Genomic DNA, 14,973 nt, shown 5'->3' on the forward strand with positions numbered 1-14,973 from the left:
AAAAGTTTTAATCTTTAACATCGTTGGGTTTTTACAATATCAAGAAACTGTTTTCTAGTCTAAATCCATCTCATATCATAAATTTTAAAGGAGCTATTATGAATACCTTAAATCATATTACCAAAGCAAAAATCTATGAAATTCAATCTTTTTTAGACATCCCTAGAAAACTTTCACCACTTGAGACATTACATATTGCTTTTAAATCACATCACATTAACTTCATTTATAACCAAATGGATAAAACCGAACAAGACTGTATTAAATCTATGCTAGACAGCTACGATAATCCAGTCTTAATCAATGAAGATATTAAACATAAATGTAATTTATCAGAACGCTTAGGTTTTATTTTTAGAACTTCAACAAATACATTTATGGTAGATACTCACTATTTAAATCAAATCAATACACATGTTTTCGCTAATCATTACCAAAATAAAGTCCAAGACGAAGATGGACAGCTACTTATTCAACAGTTAGATCAATTAGATAAAGAACTTTTCAATGCCATTCAACATACATCTTTGAAAGATTATTTATCAACTTTGAAATCGAAAAGCTTACAAGACATTTTGAAATTTTACCAAATTAAAAGTCCGTCAAAAATTAAAAAATCAGACGCCGTCAATTTAATTCATGATACCTTTTTCAAAGATGATACATTATTAGAAAATGTCTTTAATCATTTTAAACCGTCATCTTTGTTCATGTTACATCAAATCATTAAAGGCCATACCAATTACAACAACAACATTGATTTAGCAGCTACAGTCGCTGAACAGACAAATTTACATACTGTGTCAGACGTTTTAGATCACTTATTTATATTTAATTATAATGAGCGCCATAATATCATATCTATTCCCTATGACGCTTTAGATTTTATTCAAAATTACATTAATAATAAGGGTGGTATTGAGACTTTCCTTAGTCAACAAGAGCAACATATCGCTTCTGAGGATAATCAAGTACTCGAGACTCTACGTTTATATAGTAAAGATACTGCGATCAATGATGACGATGTCTCTAGTACTACTGTTAAAGAAGACATTAAAGATCAAGAAACTGAAGTACCTGAACTTGAAATCTACATGGATCCCGAAATCCGCCAAAATTTAGCCGAAGAACAATTAATTCAATTTAAAAATGATAAGAACATGCAACAGTATATAACACCCTTCAATATCTATTTTGCGATAACGAATTTATATGGCTATGCATCATTAGAACGTGTGGTTCATTTAATGAAACACTTATACAACAGAGATATGACAGAAAAGGACATTAAAGATGAAATAGAAGCTATGGATATCAACCAATTAGTCATCGTCCAAAATGAGATGTTATTACACCCAGTAATTCCTATGCTCGCAAATAGTGATGAGATAGACGATCCACTAAAAGGATTTTATGAACCTAGCCATCTCGATGAATTATTAATATATGCAAATAATGAATTTTATACACGTAATACCAAATTGAAACAATTCATCAAGTTTCTTAGAAATAACATAAAAGAAGATGATGATATTAAAAAGGAAAAAACCGTAAGATATATCTTATTCCACCTAAGAATAGCACCAGATGAAGCTCATGCAGTCGAGATGATGAATAACTTGATTAAACAAAATAAACTTTTACCAATACCAGATAAAAAGTTATCTAAACAAATTGAAAAAGGATGGACACACCTACGTTTATGGAGTTTGCGCGGTTATACTGTTAATGAAACAAAATCACTTTAATTATTTATACACAAAATGTTCATAGTTCATAAATAACTAAGTGCTTAAACATTCAAATCATTTTTGATAAGTGATACGCTATAATATGTAAGAATTTAAAATAATGAATATTGTATGAATAAAAGGAGTTCCAAACCTGATGAAAAAAAGAGTTCTACTCACGTTAATTTTATCTTTTGCACTTATCTTATCAGCTTGTGCAAATAAAAGTGAAGATGATAATGATCATGATTCACATAGTAGTGCCCATGCACCTAAAAATGCTAAGCAATTAAAGGAAAAAGATATTTTCACATCTAATAAAAACAATGCTACTATCAGTGAAGACGAAATGAATAAAGCATTAAAAAAATATCTACAAGTTAACAGTGATATTTTAGATAATAAGTACGTGATGCAACATAAATTAGACAGACAGAGTGATAGCAGCACTAAGATTACTAAAAAGCAATCCAAACAATTAAGTGAATTGTCTAATCTTGCAGTAAAAAACGACTTACACTTTAAAAAGTTTGTGAATAATAACAAGATTCCAAGTGAATATAAAGATCCAACTAATCGTATTATCAAATATTTTAAAGCACTTAATAGTACAATCGCTAATGTTGATGAAGACATTGAGCAATTGAATTATCAACCACAAAATTCAATCAATGTCGTAGACGTACCAACCAACTATGCAGGCGATGTAAACAAAAAGCAACAAGATAAAATCAAATCTTTCTTAGACAAGAAAAATATCAAAACTGATGTATTTGATAAATAAACTAAAAAGCTTCTAACCGTTATAAAATTTGCGGATTAGAAGCTTTTATTTATATCTTAAGCCAAATTGACATCACGCGACGTCTAAGTCACACTATAGATAGTTAAACTTTTATTTACTCATTTAAAAAATATTTTGGAGAGTGACAAGATGAAGTTACGTGTATCTTTTGTAGTGCTCGCGATTTTATCAACAGTGTTAACTATTTTAATGTGTGCTAAATATCCCACTGGGCCTAATACAATCAGTTTGGATAAGCCTGTAGAACTTTGGTCTGCAATAGGTACTATGGTAGCAATAGCATTACCTGCACTCATATTATGTTTTTTCAACTATATGACAACCAGAATTATTTCAAGTATTCTTCAAATTATTGCGGTTCCAGTATGGGCATTATTGGCACTTATCGCATTCTTTATGGAAAACTATTGGATTGGCGTTACCGCTACTATATCTTCAATTTTAATTATAATAAGTGTTTTTGTAACGCTCATAGTGGACTCATCGAAACAAAAGAAAAGGTCAACAAATTAAAATGTATCTATTTAGACTACTGGACGTCTTAAATTTAAAAAAGTGAAATGCACCTTTCATTTAGGGGCATTTCACTCTTTTTTACATTTCAATAAGATAAGGTTTACAGTTCTCAATTTTAGCAGTTAACGCTTCATCTTTCGTTATTTGTTCTAAATACACAAAGATACATCTAATGACAACCTGATGAGCAACTATGACAATTTGATCTGCATTAGGATCAACAATAGAATTGAAAAAAGTTGCTACTCTATTAAATACGTCTTGATAACTTTCTCCTTCTGGTGCTTTTTGAGTAAAGCTATGACGGAAATCTTTGAAGTTATCATCATTAAAATATTTATAAAAGGTTTCATCCTGTGACACTTCTTTTTTATATTTCCCTTCAAAGACACCTAGCGATCTTTCTTTTAATAAATCAGTAAATGTTGTCGGTATATTATAAGGAAATATTGCTTCATACGTTTGTTGTGTTCTTAATAAGCTTGAAACGTATACATGATCAATGTTTTTATTCGTAAAATAATTTACCAATGCTTGTGCACTCTCCGTACCTTGCTCCGTTAATGGCACATTAAGTTGACCACAAAAATAAGGCTCTCCATACTTATTATCATAATTGGATTTAGATTCACCATGTCTTACTAAATATATTTTCATTTTGAATCTCCTCACTCATATTAACTTGTTTTACTTAATAATAAATTAATTGATAATCCAATTAAAATAATTCCTACCGCATAATCAAAAATAGCTTTAATTTTAGGATTACTGAACAGTAATTTAATATATTGAAATATAAAGACGCAGAATAGGAACCAACAACATGTTACAAGCACTACCGATAATGCTAAAACTGCAACTTGAGAGGTCATATGTATATTTCCTTGTGATAAGAATTGAGGTAATATACTCATGTAATAAAGTAATGCTTTAGGATTTAATATCGTACTTAAGAAACCTTGTCTATATGATGATAGATATGACACTTGATTTAAGTCTTGTTTTTTATCATTAAATGACATCGATTGACGTGCTGATAAGATAGAGCGTACGCCTAAATAGATTAAATAACATGCACCAAGTACTTTAATCAAAACAAAGACATAATATAAACTTGTTAATATGTATATAATTCCAAAAATAGCTAAACTAGCGTAAACAATATGACCCGTGGTAATACCTAATGCGGACATCATACCGTTTCTTTTCCCTGAATGGACCGTATTTTTCATTACAATTAGAAAATCAGGTCCAGGTACAATGATGATTAAGAGTGAAATCAATATAAATGTTAATATACCTTCCAAAATGAATCCCTCCATAAAGCTATCGTATCAATCCATGCATAAACATACAACACTTCGAAAAATATTAAGAATTGACTAACTATTCATGCATATATGATAAATAAAATTAAAAAATGAATGATATGATTGCATATTTATAATTAAATGTACACAACGAAAAATTTATTTTAGAATTAAGTTGTTTTAATTGGTAATATAATATAATTCATGATATTATATACATGTAGTTAATAAGTAACTACAAAGTCTTTTATATTCATGAACATAATACTCCTGGATGGCGTTACCCAGCGTCATCCTCTTTTTTTGTCTAAATTTAAATGATATATATTTTTATAATCACTTTCCTCAATATAACTCTTCAATTATGATCAATCGATTAGGGTACGTAACCAATGAGGAGGTATATATGTTATGAAAATAATGATTATTATTTTAGGTATACTCGTCATTTTGTCATGGTTGTTTTTATTTTATATTTACAGACAAAATGGTTATAAAAGTAATTCAATTAAAGTACAAAATATCATCCTTTTAGCATGTTTACTAACACTTCTAATGACCATTTTAGCTAGTATTTACGTAGAGTAATTGGGCTACTATTAAATAATAAAAAAATAGAGATGTCCTTATCAATTAAGGTCATCTCTATTGCTATGTTACAATTATTTTTTTCGTAAAGCTTTTAAAATAAGTGATACCACGAAAATTAAAATAATTGAACCTAATAATGCTGGGAAGATATAAATTTTACCTAGTTCTGGTCCCCAATGTCCAAAGATCATTGAACCAACCCATGCACCTACGATACCAGCAATAATATTACCTAAAATACCGCCTGGGATATCTTTACCAAGAATTGCACCTGCAATCCAACCGATAAGACCACCTACGATGATCATTCCTATTAATCCGAACATGTGTCTTCACTCCTTTCAATACATAATTATCATTATGTCTACCTATGGTGTATACCCCATAATCACATCCCGAAACAATTTTAGTTAAAAATTTATTAAAACTAGTAAAAAAATAGATATTTATATATTGATAATTATTAACCATTCATTTAAAATTTCTAATTGCAATTCATTCAATAACGAATGCACAATAAACAAATGGGATGGTACCGACTTATTATTTTCTAAGAATATGAAAGGTTGTATCATCTTGAACGCAAATAAAAATAAATTTTTCATTTTTAAAATAGGCTTCGATTTATTAAGTGCGATATCTATTATTTTAATTCTGATCATTATTACACTCAATTTTTATATTAATGGTCATTTACATGGTCAATTTGAGATGGGTTTTCATGTTGAAAGCAATCAAATTTATCTACTTTCTTTTCTTATTATATTAATTATTTTAAGTAGTTTAACTTCATTTTTATTAGGTCGTTTTAATAACAACCATTAAGAAAAGCTATGGCACTGACATCAAATCAGTTTCAGCCATAGCTTTTCTTTATTCGTGATTTATTTTTCGTGTATAGAGCGCTCAGTTTCATCCTCTTCATCATCCTCTAAAAATAATGTATCAATGACTTCATAAGCTGTTAACAATAGTCCTAGCGTCACTGCAGTATTCGCAGAATGATTGTCAAAGAACTTTACAACGCTAATTTTTTCTAAAAAATGAAAAAAGGCATTATCAATACCGTAATCAAAGTTAAAATACGTAATTACTATACCAATTGCAAATGTAATCATTAAATTAATACATACACCTTTAATTACTTCATTCACTTTAGAATTGATTACCCATCACCCCGTAAAAATCAATAAATCATTATGTATACTTTAAGCTTAACAAAAATAACTAAGCAACTCCACACATGGAAAAATTCAAAGTCTTCAGATTCACATTATTTACATATTGAATATCCCTCATGAAGTTTTTGAAAACAAAAAAGAACCTCATAGGCTAAGCCTACAAGGTTCCGACAATAAACTATATATTATTGTTCTTCTTTTATATAGACATATTTTATAACATTCCATCAACAATCAAAACGCCTATAAATCAGTATATATAGCTATGCCATCATTAAATTAAAGTTCATACTCTTGCTCTTTGTTTCAAAATTATGCCCTTTTTTTGCCCTTAAAATTGTTTGATTCCACGTGGAATCATCAGAAAGTTCTTCACTAACTTTTATAAATTTAGTTACTTGAGTTCTGTTTTAATTTACTGACTTTAATCAATTTGATCACTCACTATGCCAAGATCATTTTCTTTAACTTGCTTTAATCTTCTGCTATTTCATAATTAGATTTACTAATTATACTGATCTTGCATTTCATGACGCCAAATTCATTTACCATTAACACACATAGTATAGTTACGAAATAATATTTGCCACTGTAACACAGGACGTTTCTCAGAACATAAAAAAATACCATACCTATTTAAATAGATATGGTATTCTTTAAAGATTGAAAAAATATTGAAGATCTTAAAAACGAGTGACCAGCTCTACAGATATTATAACCGATTTCTAATAATTTAAACATAAAAATACCACACCTTAAAAAAGATGTGGCATAACTTAGTTAAGCTAAGTAAAACAATGGAGATTTGAATGAAAATAGATTTGCTTAAAATCTATTATACGTATAACCGGTTTCTAATAATTTAAACATAAAAAACACCACTAATTAAAGTGGTGTTGGGGTTTTCATGAATATTATACAAAGGGGTAGATCCAACTGGCTCCATTGACTCTACCATTGTCTAACCGATTTCTTATATTTTAAACATAGTATTCACTAAATAAATTAAAATATCTGTTAAACTAAAAATATATGAATTTTTAGTGAGGTGATGGTGCATTGACCTTTGTCATAGTATGCCTATATATACTCTGTGTTATTTGTCTTTTGCTGTTCTCTTATTATCTATACATGTTATTTAATTTAATAGACCACCATCATAAGATAATTTACACATTATGGACTATTTTATATGCAATATGTACGACGGTTATTATTATACTATTATTTAAATTCAGTTGATTCGATCATTACAATTCTTATTCAATACAGAAAACCACACTCTTATTTGAGTGTGGCGAAAAGATATTTAAATGCGTAAGCAATAATGGAGTTGGGGAACTCCGTAACTAATCATAACATTTTTACAAATTAAAAACCACGATCACAATGAACGTGGTTTTGCAGAAAGTAAAAGATATTTTATGAGTTCTCACTTCATGTGATATTTATGTTATAACATACCATCGTACATAAAAACAAGATTTAATATGTCATTCAATAAAAAAGCAGTCACTATGACTGCTTTTTACACAAATAGAAACAAGAGGGAATATTTCAAAGCAAAATCACTACAATTATTTTGTAGCGTTTATATTCCTATTTTAATGTATCATTATTTTACTAATGATGAAATCACATTAATTTACAATTTTTTGACAATCCTTTCATAAAAAAACCGTATCATAACTGATACGGCCAATGACTCTGAGTTAAAAAGTATGTCGAATTTACCCAGTGACATGCATAAGTAAATTAGTCAGGGATTTTTTATAGCTTTCTACAAAGGGTTGCATGTATTGTATATAATACCATAAAAATAAGAACAGTTAAATAAACTGTTCTTAAATAGTAACGAATATATGAGGTTATCAATTACTAATATATATAATGTAATATTGAACTCTAAAATGCAAAAATTTACTATTTTATTTACGTAACTTTAGATGTAAAAAGTTTTGGTTTTAGACATAGATTATAACACACTTACAAAGACTTTCACAATACAAAAAGATAGCCACTAGGACTATCTTTCGAAAGAAAACTAATAATGATGATAGAATGCCTCGTGAGAACGTAATTAATATCTCACTAATATTAATCTAACATTAACTTCTTATAAATATAACCCCAAATGAAGCATTTTACAAAAATAAAAAACTACCTTATTAAGATATGGTTAACGAAAGCTTTTCTAATAACAAGAGATTGGGTGAAAATCTAAAGGAAAATAATTATTTAATAAATAGAAGATAAATACCATATCTTAAATAAGTGTAGTAAAAACTATAGTTTTTTGAGTGTTTCAAGTTATACAAATGCATAACTCTTACATTAATATAGCCATTTTTTTAAGTATTAAACATAGATAAGTAGATATATTCCTTCTTAAATCTCACTATTTAGATATTATTCTCCAATTCTATTAAATCTCGCTCATTCTTTTCATCCTCTTGACCAATACTATCAATAAATACTGGTGTCGCCACATTCATATCTACTATATCTATATATATTCGGTATTTATTCCACTTCTTCATCCCATTCGCCTATGTTAATTTCAAAATTACGATTTGTAATTTCTTGTTTATCTGTAAATAATTTATGATATTTACCCAACATATCACGAGCACGTAAGCGATCGCTAGGCTTAATAGGTACTTCTATTAGCTCAACATATTCATTATAAACTAACTGAACCTTACCATTCTGTGGATTCTCTTTATATTCACCACGTTTAACTACAACTTCCTTTGTTTCAGTCTCATCACCAACTGCTGAATTAGTTAATAGATGCAATAGCTCATTAGCGCTTAATACACTTTCATCTATAACTTTTTTCTTTTGCTCTTGGATATAATCATTAATATGTTTCTTCTTTAACAAGCGACACCCAGATACATGTGCCGTTTTAGGCGAATAACCAGCCGTTATAGCGCTCTGCGTAACATTTAATGTTCTAATATACTCATTCACAAAGCGCTCTTGTTTCGGCGTTAATTTGTCCATATACTCACTCCTTAATATAAAGATTGCCTACCCGTGAGGATAGGCGTTTAGTTTAGTTAACAACTCTATTCTTTCGAGCTATTTCCCGTAAGCTCATACCATCAATATTTTGCTGATGAATATTCTTAGATCTTTCAGAATTAGTTACACGATTCAAGCGTGCATATTCTTGAATAGATTGAGTGTCTCTCAATTTCTCTTTTCTATTCTCTTTTTCGACTTGAGCATTAATTTCTTCTCCAATACGGTCAACATTTTCCCAATCTTCATCAGTTATAATTACATTGCCATCTTCATCAGTACCAGCAATTAAATTGGCTATTACCTTTTTATATAATTCATCTTTTCTATCCATGTTGTCGCTCCTTTACAAACTTCAATTTTTGATTTGTACCTATAATCGGCAATTCACTCTTAGAAACATAATACTGTGGTGCATATTCTCTAAAATGAGGTCTTAAATCACTTCTTATTTGAGCATCTTCGTCGAAATTCTCACGTCTATAAGGAATTGCGTAACGTTCAAACTCCTCTGTGTATCGTTCATTTAAATCATTAATTTCATCGATAATACCGTTGTATTGTTCAATGATTGGTTGAAATTTAGCTATTAGTTCTTGTTTTTCATCCTCATATAACTTGGGTAATTCAGATTGATGTTTAATCAATTCAATAGCTTTTTCTTTTCTAGTTTCATCAAATACTTCTTGTTTAGTAGTAAGACGTTTGTTGATAGCCTTTAATTGCTTTTCCTCTTTATCAGTTGTTTGATATAGTTCATCTGCCTTATCATCTTCACCATTCGCTACTAACTGTTTATATTCCTTTTTATCTGCTTTGATTTTAGCTTGTAAGTCATTACGTTGTTGTTCTAATTCACTAATTGCATTGCGTTGATCAGTTACAAACTGATTGTACTCTTCAAAATATGATTCTGTTTTCATTTTCACTTCTCCTTATACTAACTGCATTTGTTTTTGTTGCCTATCTTGTTTCAAACGTTCTTTAATACGTTGCTTACGAGCTTTACCGTCTATCTTACGCTTTTCTTTTTCTACTTTGATTTCTTCTTGCATGGATTGACGTTTGTTATCTTTAGTAGAATTCACTAATTGCAAAATGTCATCACTAATTCGATTTAATAATTCATCATCAATCAAAATACTATCTTTTTGATACCTTTTAATTTGTCGTTGTTCATCATCAGAATATTGAGATAATAATTTATGAAATTGTTTTAAATCATTCTTTGAGTGACGTTTATATTTGTGTAGCTTATCTCGTTCTTCAATAATAGATAATGCTAAATCTTCTATGTGATTCGACTCATAGGACAACTGCATAGTGTATGGATCAATAAACATTCTCGGATAATGCAGTGCGTACATATCTTCTATTCGTTGTTCCCATTCATCAAATGCTTGCTTTAGGTATGCAGCATTATATTTTGTCTTTAGGTGCTTAACTGCAAATTTTTGTACTAATTCCAAATCACTACAACCTTTTAGATTTCCATTTCTTCTATAGCATCAATACGTGCTTGGCTGCCCTCTATCTGACGTTGAATACTAGTGATAGCATTACGTCTATCAAGCTCATTCTCAATCATGTAATAGCCTCTGTGTGTCTTACTGTAGTTGTAACCAATTGGATAATGGTATTGAAGTATTAAGCTATTGATAGTTAAACGTAACCATCTTTCATTAGTTCGATTAACTGATATTCCCAATTGATTTAAAATATTGGTTTTAGTAATATATTTCTTAGACGTATTTCTTATCACATTGAGTACTTGGCGGTGTTCATCGGGTAAGTTGTACGTCTTTTCTTTTTCTATCATTTTTTGCATCTGTTTCACCTCACTTATTCAATTACTTTATACCTTAATTATACTAAATTTACACGAAAAACACAAACTAACGTTCGTTATTTATGCCATTGTTACTTTTTCTTAACATACATTATTTTACTGTTAAATAAGCTTTTAAAAGTATTTAAGTAGTAAAATGTAGTATATCACCTAAAGAACTAATGTTCGTATTTCAAAAAATTCGTACCCTAGTGTATTTCTACAACAATTAACATTTATTAGCTATTTATAGGAGCCACACACTACATGTGACCCCTTTTAACCTTACTTATTCAAACTGTAAAAAGATGCTTTCAATTCACTTAACTTACGCTCTAACGCTTTGTAATCCTCTTGTGTAGCATTCTCGTCTTGCACAAATTCAGTTATCAACTTCAATCCCTCAACTAACTCTGGTGCTGGTTCATTAATCCCTGTTGCTAACTGGTACATTAATTCAATGTTACCTATCACATCAGCATTACTAGACTGAATGCCCTCAAGCTCATCAACGTTTAAGCTACCCTCAATGTAAGTGAAGATATCAGTATTATTGCTTTCTGCGAATGTCTCAAGTCCATACATAAAATACTCATCGTTAAATAGATTATCTGCCATCATATCGCTAATAGACATATGCTCATCATCTTCTATTTCATAACCAGCATAATGACCCTCAATATTTCTTATAAGCCCCTCAGTGTGCTTAGGAGACGCTAATTCAAACGCTTTTCTCACATTGCAGTCTTGAATGTAAATGTGACCGTACAAATTACCTTCCATGATCACATACACCATATCAAACGGATCGTTATATATTTTGAATCCAAACGGTGTCTTTTTGCTACTTTCTAATAAACCTGTGTAATATCTTAATAACGTGCCTGCTCTTGTTTCAAATTGATTTGCGATTATTTCTATTTTCATATTAGACGCACTCCATTTCTTTCTTACAAATATTAAATGCAACAGGCAACCAATGATCTGTTTTAATATATTTAGACTTCACTATCGGTAAGTCCAACCCTTTACCATCAACTAGATAAATAATTGGTGGACAAATATCCATCTCAATTAATCCAGCTCGTTTAAGTTCAGCAATTATATTAAATGCTTCTTGGTTCCATCCAATCCAAAACACCACATTTGGATGTTGGCCACTTGTATATGCTCCATCACCTTTATAATTAAAGTTATTTTCTTCGAATACATTTTCTATTTCTACAAAAGTAGTTCCATCGTGTGATTCTATATATTCTAAAATTTCTGATTTTAATTGATTTTTATTCATTTTCTTCCTCCTAAAATTGTATAGGTGTCCCACTGTCTTATTTGCATTGTTTTTTAGGACACGCAAAGACACCCTTCAATCCTCACTCCCTCAAGGGGTTTGATTAATCTGTCTTACTGTCTCCCTACTTACTACCTATATATCTATATTTCGTACTTTGTCTATATATATTCTGTAAAACTTTTAACTAAAAACTATCAAGACACCAAGACACTTATAGCATGGTATTACTGCCACAAGGGATTAAAGGTGTCTTAACCCTGTCTTATAAGTGTCTTACTGTCCTAAAATTTATGACGATTCGACTTTAAGTTCCTTATAGTAAGAAGATAAATCTATGCTAAAACCATACTGCTTGCCTATGCCTTCACCATATCGTGTTTGCTTTTTCACTGTGCTACAATATCGTGTATTTCTTAATGCTTTATCAACTTTTCTTAAATGATGTTGTTGTGGTTGGTCATCTCGTTTCATCATCACTTTCCAAATTTCCATACTACATACTTTGTCACGCCATACATAAGCACCTGGTTTTGTGTTTGGTAATTCAATCAATTTACCGTCACCATATAATTTAATGTAATCTTGGTCTATAACATCGTGAGCAGATATTCTTTTTTCTTCTAATGTTCTATACCAATAGTCAGATGGAATAGGACGCTCAAGAAATTCTTCAATTTCACCGACTAAAGCATCTTTTTCAGAATGCTCTTCTTGGACTTTCAATGCTGTTTCACTAGCTTCTTTATCTAACAACAATGCTTTATCCGTTGGATCATTATCAAAATAAACTTTAGCTTCAGCAAACATTTGTTGAACAATGTCTTGTGTTAAATCGTCAAACGGACTTTTAGTTGCTTTATTTTTATCTGTCGTAATAGGAAAGAAACGACGGTTACCTGTTTGGTCTTTTAAAAATTCGTAATTATTTGTCGTACCTATAAAAACACATTGGCGTGGATGTCGCTCAATACGTTTACCATATGAAGCCCTATAAATATCAACAATCGCACTAATGAAACTTTTAATATCTTCAATAGTAGATTTTTGAAATGCTGCGAGCTCTTCTATCTCACACAACCAGGAACCTTGAATTTTTTTATAAGACTCATCACCTTTAAACGTTTTTAAACTTTGGTTATACCAATGCCCACCTAATTTACTTACTGTCGTTGATTTACCGTCACCTTGCCCACCATATAAAATAATCATGGAATCGTATTTGATACCAGGATGATAAATTCTGGCAACTGCACCCATCATCCATTTTTTAGTCACCTCACGGTTATAGTGATTATCTTCAGCACCTAAATAGTCAATAAATAATGTTTCAATTCTTTCAATGCCGTCCCATGATTTAGATTCAATCATCGACTTAATAGGATGGAATTTATTATGATAAGCTTCTTTTTCAATGACACTATCCATAATGTCACGACTAAATTGCACATTATAATATCTATCTATATGAGAAATGACATGAGTTGTATCAATATCAGCCCAATAATAATTATTGTCATCTTTGGTACGCCAATATGGTAAACGCTTCAGTTTAGTAATTTTTTCAAAGGAATCGTATTGTACTAACCCTTTTAAACTTTCATCATTTTCCATTATTAATTCTGCGTTTGCAGTGGTCTTTTTAAGGGCTTGTGTAGTAGCTGATCGTCTTAATTTACTGCGCCAATCATCACTATTGGCCAAATAATTATTTTCATCAATCAACTCAAATACTTCTTCTTTGGTTACATCCTCCAAATAAAAACCTCCTTACTTATTCTTACTATCTTTCTTCAAAATGCTTTTGAATGTACGATTAACTTCCTTTTGTTCAATTGGTGGCCTACAGGTCATCGCCCATGCACTTACCAATCCGTAAACAAGATTAGCGTCCACATAACGACGTAATAGGTACCCTGTTAAAGAAGCCAATGTTTGGTTGCGTTCACCTTCACCTACACCAAATGCAATTTCGCGCCAATATGAACTATTGTGTTTATGAAAATGATTTGAATAATCCACAGTTATTGGCGCATTTTTAACAACCATCTTGTTTAATTCTTCAGTGGTAATTGCTGGTGCGTCATTATATTTAAAAATGTAAATTGAATCCTTTGATTTTTTAACTGGTAAGGCCATAGCTTGTGATGGTACAAAACTAGCTTCATCTACTGGATAACCAATATAACGTGCTAATCCATTTGAATACTTCCGATAGTCTGATGCACTCACTGGCTCATTTAAAGGTACTATAAGACGAATGCGAGGCTTTTCAGCAGTATATGAATACGTTGTATGAAATGCCCAAGATACATGTTCCAATTTAGCTTTCAGCACTTCATATAGACCTCTAAAATCTTTGATTTCATCATAATCTAATGTGATTGCACTTCGGTTAATTAAAGTAGCATCACTACGATATTTACTAATGTTTTGATTGTCTTTTTCTATATCTTCAAAATCACCGTATACGCATAGACCACGTTTATATTTATTTTCATTAATCATTGGTATTTGAAGCTTATTCAACCAATCTGACCAATTATATAAATCAGAACCATTACACGAATTTGAATACAAGTTTTTATATTGAACAATATGAATATTAAAATTATTGTTTAACTTAACTTTTTGAAAATCCAATTTTTGACCTCCATTTAATACAAACAAAAGGACAAAGATGTTATAATA

Annotated in this window: 18 protein-coding genes; 3 read left to right on the top strand and 15 right to left on the bottom strand. The window is 30.2% G+C overall.

Features of this window, described 5'->3' with window-relative positions:
• Nucleotides 1-98 precede the first annotated feature (98 nt).
• Both AC2D8K_RS10345 and AC2D8K_RS10350 read left to right on the top strand, forming a co-directional pair.
• Nucleotides 99-1,748 carry a hypothetical protein gene (locus AC2D8K_RS10345; RefSeq protein WP_002451491.1) on the top strand — a complete coding sequence of 550 codons (1,650 nt, stop codon included), beginning with the start codon at nt 99-101 and terminating at the stop codon, nt 1,746-1,748.
• Nucleotides 1,749-1,887: 139 nt separating this feature from the next.
• The gene (locus tag AC2D8K_RS10350; protein ID WP_002451492.1) at nt 1,888-2,514 is read left to right on the top strand and encodes an NDxxF motif lipoprotein; all 627 of its coding nucleotides are present in this window, start codon (nt 1,888-1,890) and stop codon (nt 2,512-2,514) included.
• A gap of 119 nt (nt 2,515-2,633) precedes the next feature.
• Here the strand turns inward: AC2D8K_RS10350 and AC2D8K_RS10355 are convergent, their stop codons facing one another.
• The 3 genes from AC2D8K_RS10355 to AC2D8K_RS10365 all read right to left on the bottom strand — a co-directional run bounded on the left by AC2D8K_RS10355 (nt 2,634) and on the right by AC2D8K_RS10365 (nt 4,358).
• A complete protein-coding gene (locus AC2D8K_RS10355; protein ID WP_484698647.1) occupies nt 2,634-2,831 on the bottom strand; it encodes a hypothetical protein in 198 nt (65 codons plus the stop codon).
• A 298-nt stretch (nt 2,832-3,129) separates the two neighbouring features.
• On the bottom strand, nt 3,130-3,708 hold the full coding sequence (locus AC2D8K_RS10360; RefSeq protein ID WP_002451494.1) for a histidine phosphatase family protein: 579 nt from the start codon (nt 3,706-3,708) through the stop codon (nt 3,130-3,132).
• Between the two features lie 20 nt (nt 3,709-3,728).
• A complete protein-coding gene (locus AC2D8K_RS10365) occupies nt 3,729-4,358 on the bottom strand; it encodes a LysE family translocator (protein ID WP_002451495.1) in 630 nt (209 codons plus the stop codon).
• Between the two features lie 414 nt (nt 4,359-4,772).
• Between AC2D8K_RS10365 and AC2D8K_RS10370 the strand changes: the two genes are divergently transcribed.
• Entirely contained in the window at nt 4,773-4,949 is a 177-nt protein-coding gene (locus AC2D8K_RS10370; RefSeq protein ID WP_002451496.1) for a hypothetical protein, read from the top strand.
• Between the two features lie 74 nt (nt 4,950-5,023).
• Here the strand turns inward: AC2D8K_RS10370 and AC2D8K_RS10375 are convergent, their stop codons facing one another.
• From AC2D8K_RS10375 to AC2D8K_RS10430, 12 genes are all read right to left on the bottom strand, one after another.
• Nucleotides 5,024-5,278, bottom strand: coding sequence for a GlsB/YeaQ/YmgE family stress response membrane protein (locus tag AC2D8K_RS10375; RefSeq protein ID WP_002451497.1), 255 nt, complete (start codon nt 5,276-5,278; stop codon nt 5,024-5,026).
• A gap of 558 nt (nt 5,279-5,836) precedes the next feature.
• The gene (locus tag AC2D8K_RS10380) at nt 5,837-6,070 is read right to left on the bottom strand and encodes a hypothetical protein (protein ID WP_002451499.1); all 234 of its coding nucleotides are present in this window, start codon (nt 6,068-6,070) and stop codon (nt 5,837-5,839) included.
• A gap of 2,465 nt (nt 6,071-8,535) precedes the next feature.
• A complete protein-coding gene (locus AC2D8K_RS10385; protein ID WP_484698650.1) occupies nt 8,536-8,673 on the bottom strand; it encodes a hypothetical protein in 138 nt (45 codons plus the stop codon).
• Nucleotides 8,657-9,142 (bottom strand): terminase small subunit, encoded by a 486-nt coding sequence (locus AC2D8K_RS10390; RefSeq protein ID WP_002467120.1) that lies wholly within the window; start codon nt 9,140-9,142, stop codon nt 8,657-8,659. Before AC2D8K_RS10390 ends, AC2D8K_RS10385 begins: the two co-directional genes overlap by 17 nt.
• 52 nt (nt 9,143-9,194) lie before the next feature.
• The gene (locus AC2D8K_RS10395; protein ID WP_484698653.1) at nt 9,195-9,497 is read right to left on the bottom strand and encodes a hypothetical protein; all 303 of its coding nucleotides are present in this window, start codon (nt 9,495-9,497) and stop codon (nt 9,195-9,197) included.
• Complete coding sequence (locus AC2D8K_RS10400) at nt 9,490-10,086, bottom strand: pathogenicity island protein (RefSeq protein WP_484698655.1); 597 nt, start codon at nt 10,084-10,086, stop codon at nt 9,490-9,492. The genes AC2D8K_RS10395 and AC2D8K_RS10400 overlap by 8 nt, the downstream gene beginning before the upstream one ends.
• 12 nt (nt 10,087-10,098) lie before the next feature.
• A complete protein-coding gene (locus tag AC2D8K_RS10405; protein ID WP_484698657.1) occupies nt 10,099-10,632 on the bottom strand; it encodes a hypothetical protein in 534 nt (177 codons plus the stop codon).
• Between the two features lie 14 nt (nt 10,633-10,646).
• Entirely contained in the window at nt 10,647-10,991 is a 345-nt protein-coding gene (locus AC2D8K_RS10410) for a pathogenicity island protein (RefSeq protein ID WP_484698659.1), read from the bottom strand.
• 285 nt (nt 10,992-11,276) lie between these two features.
• Nucleotides 11,277-11,918, bottom strand: a complete 642-nt coding sequence (locus AC2D8K_RS10415) for a pathogenicity island protein (protein WP_484698661.1) — start codon at nt 11,916-11,918, stop codon at nt 11,277-11,279.
• A 1-nt stretch (nt 11,919) separates the two neighbouring features.
• The gene (locus AC2D8K_RS10420; protein WP_484698663.1) at nt 11,920-12,282 is read right to left on the bottom strand and encodes a pathogenicity island protein; all 363 of its coding nucleotides are present in this window, start codon (nt 12,280-12,282) and stop codon (nt 11,920-11,922) included.
• Nucleotides 12,283-12,573: 291 nt separating this feature from the next.
• Complete coding sequence (locus AC2D8K_RS10425; RefSeq protein ID WP_484698665.1) at nt 12,574-14,040, bottom strand: virulence-associated E family protein; 1,467 nt, start codon at nt 14,038-14,040, stop codon at nt 12,574-12,576.
• Nucleotides 14,041-14,052: 12 nt separating this feature from the next.
• Entirely contained in the window at nt 14,053-14,925 is an 873-nt protein-coding gene (locus AC2D8K_RS10430; protein ID WP_023374537.1) for a primase alpha helix C-terminal domain-containing protein, read from the bottom strand.
• Nucleotides 14,926-14,973 lie beyond the last annotated feature (48 nt).

It is taken from the genome of Staphylococcus sp. 510 (assembly GCF_057219715.1).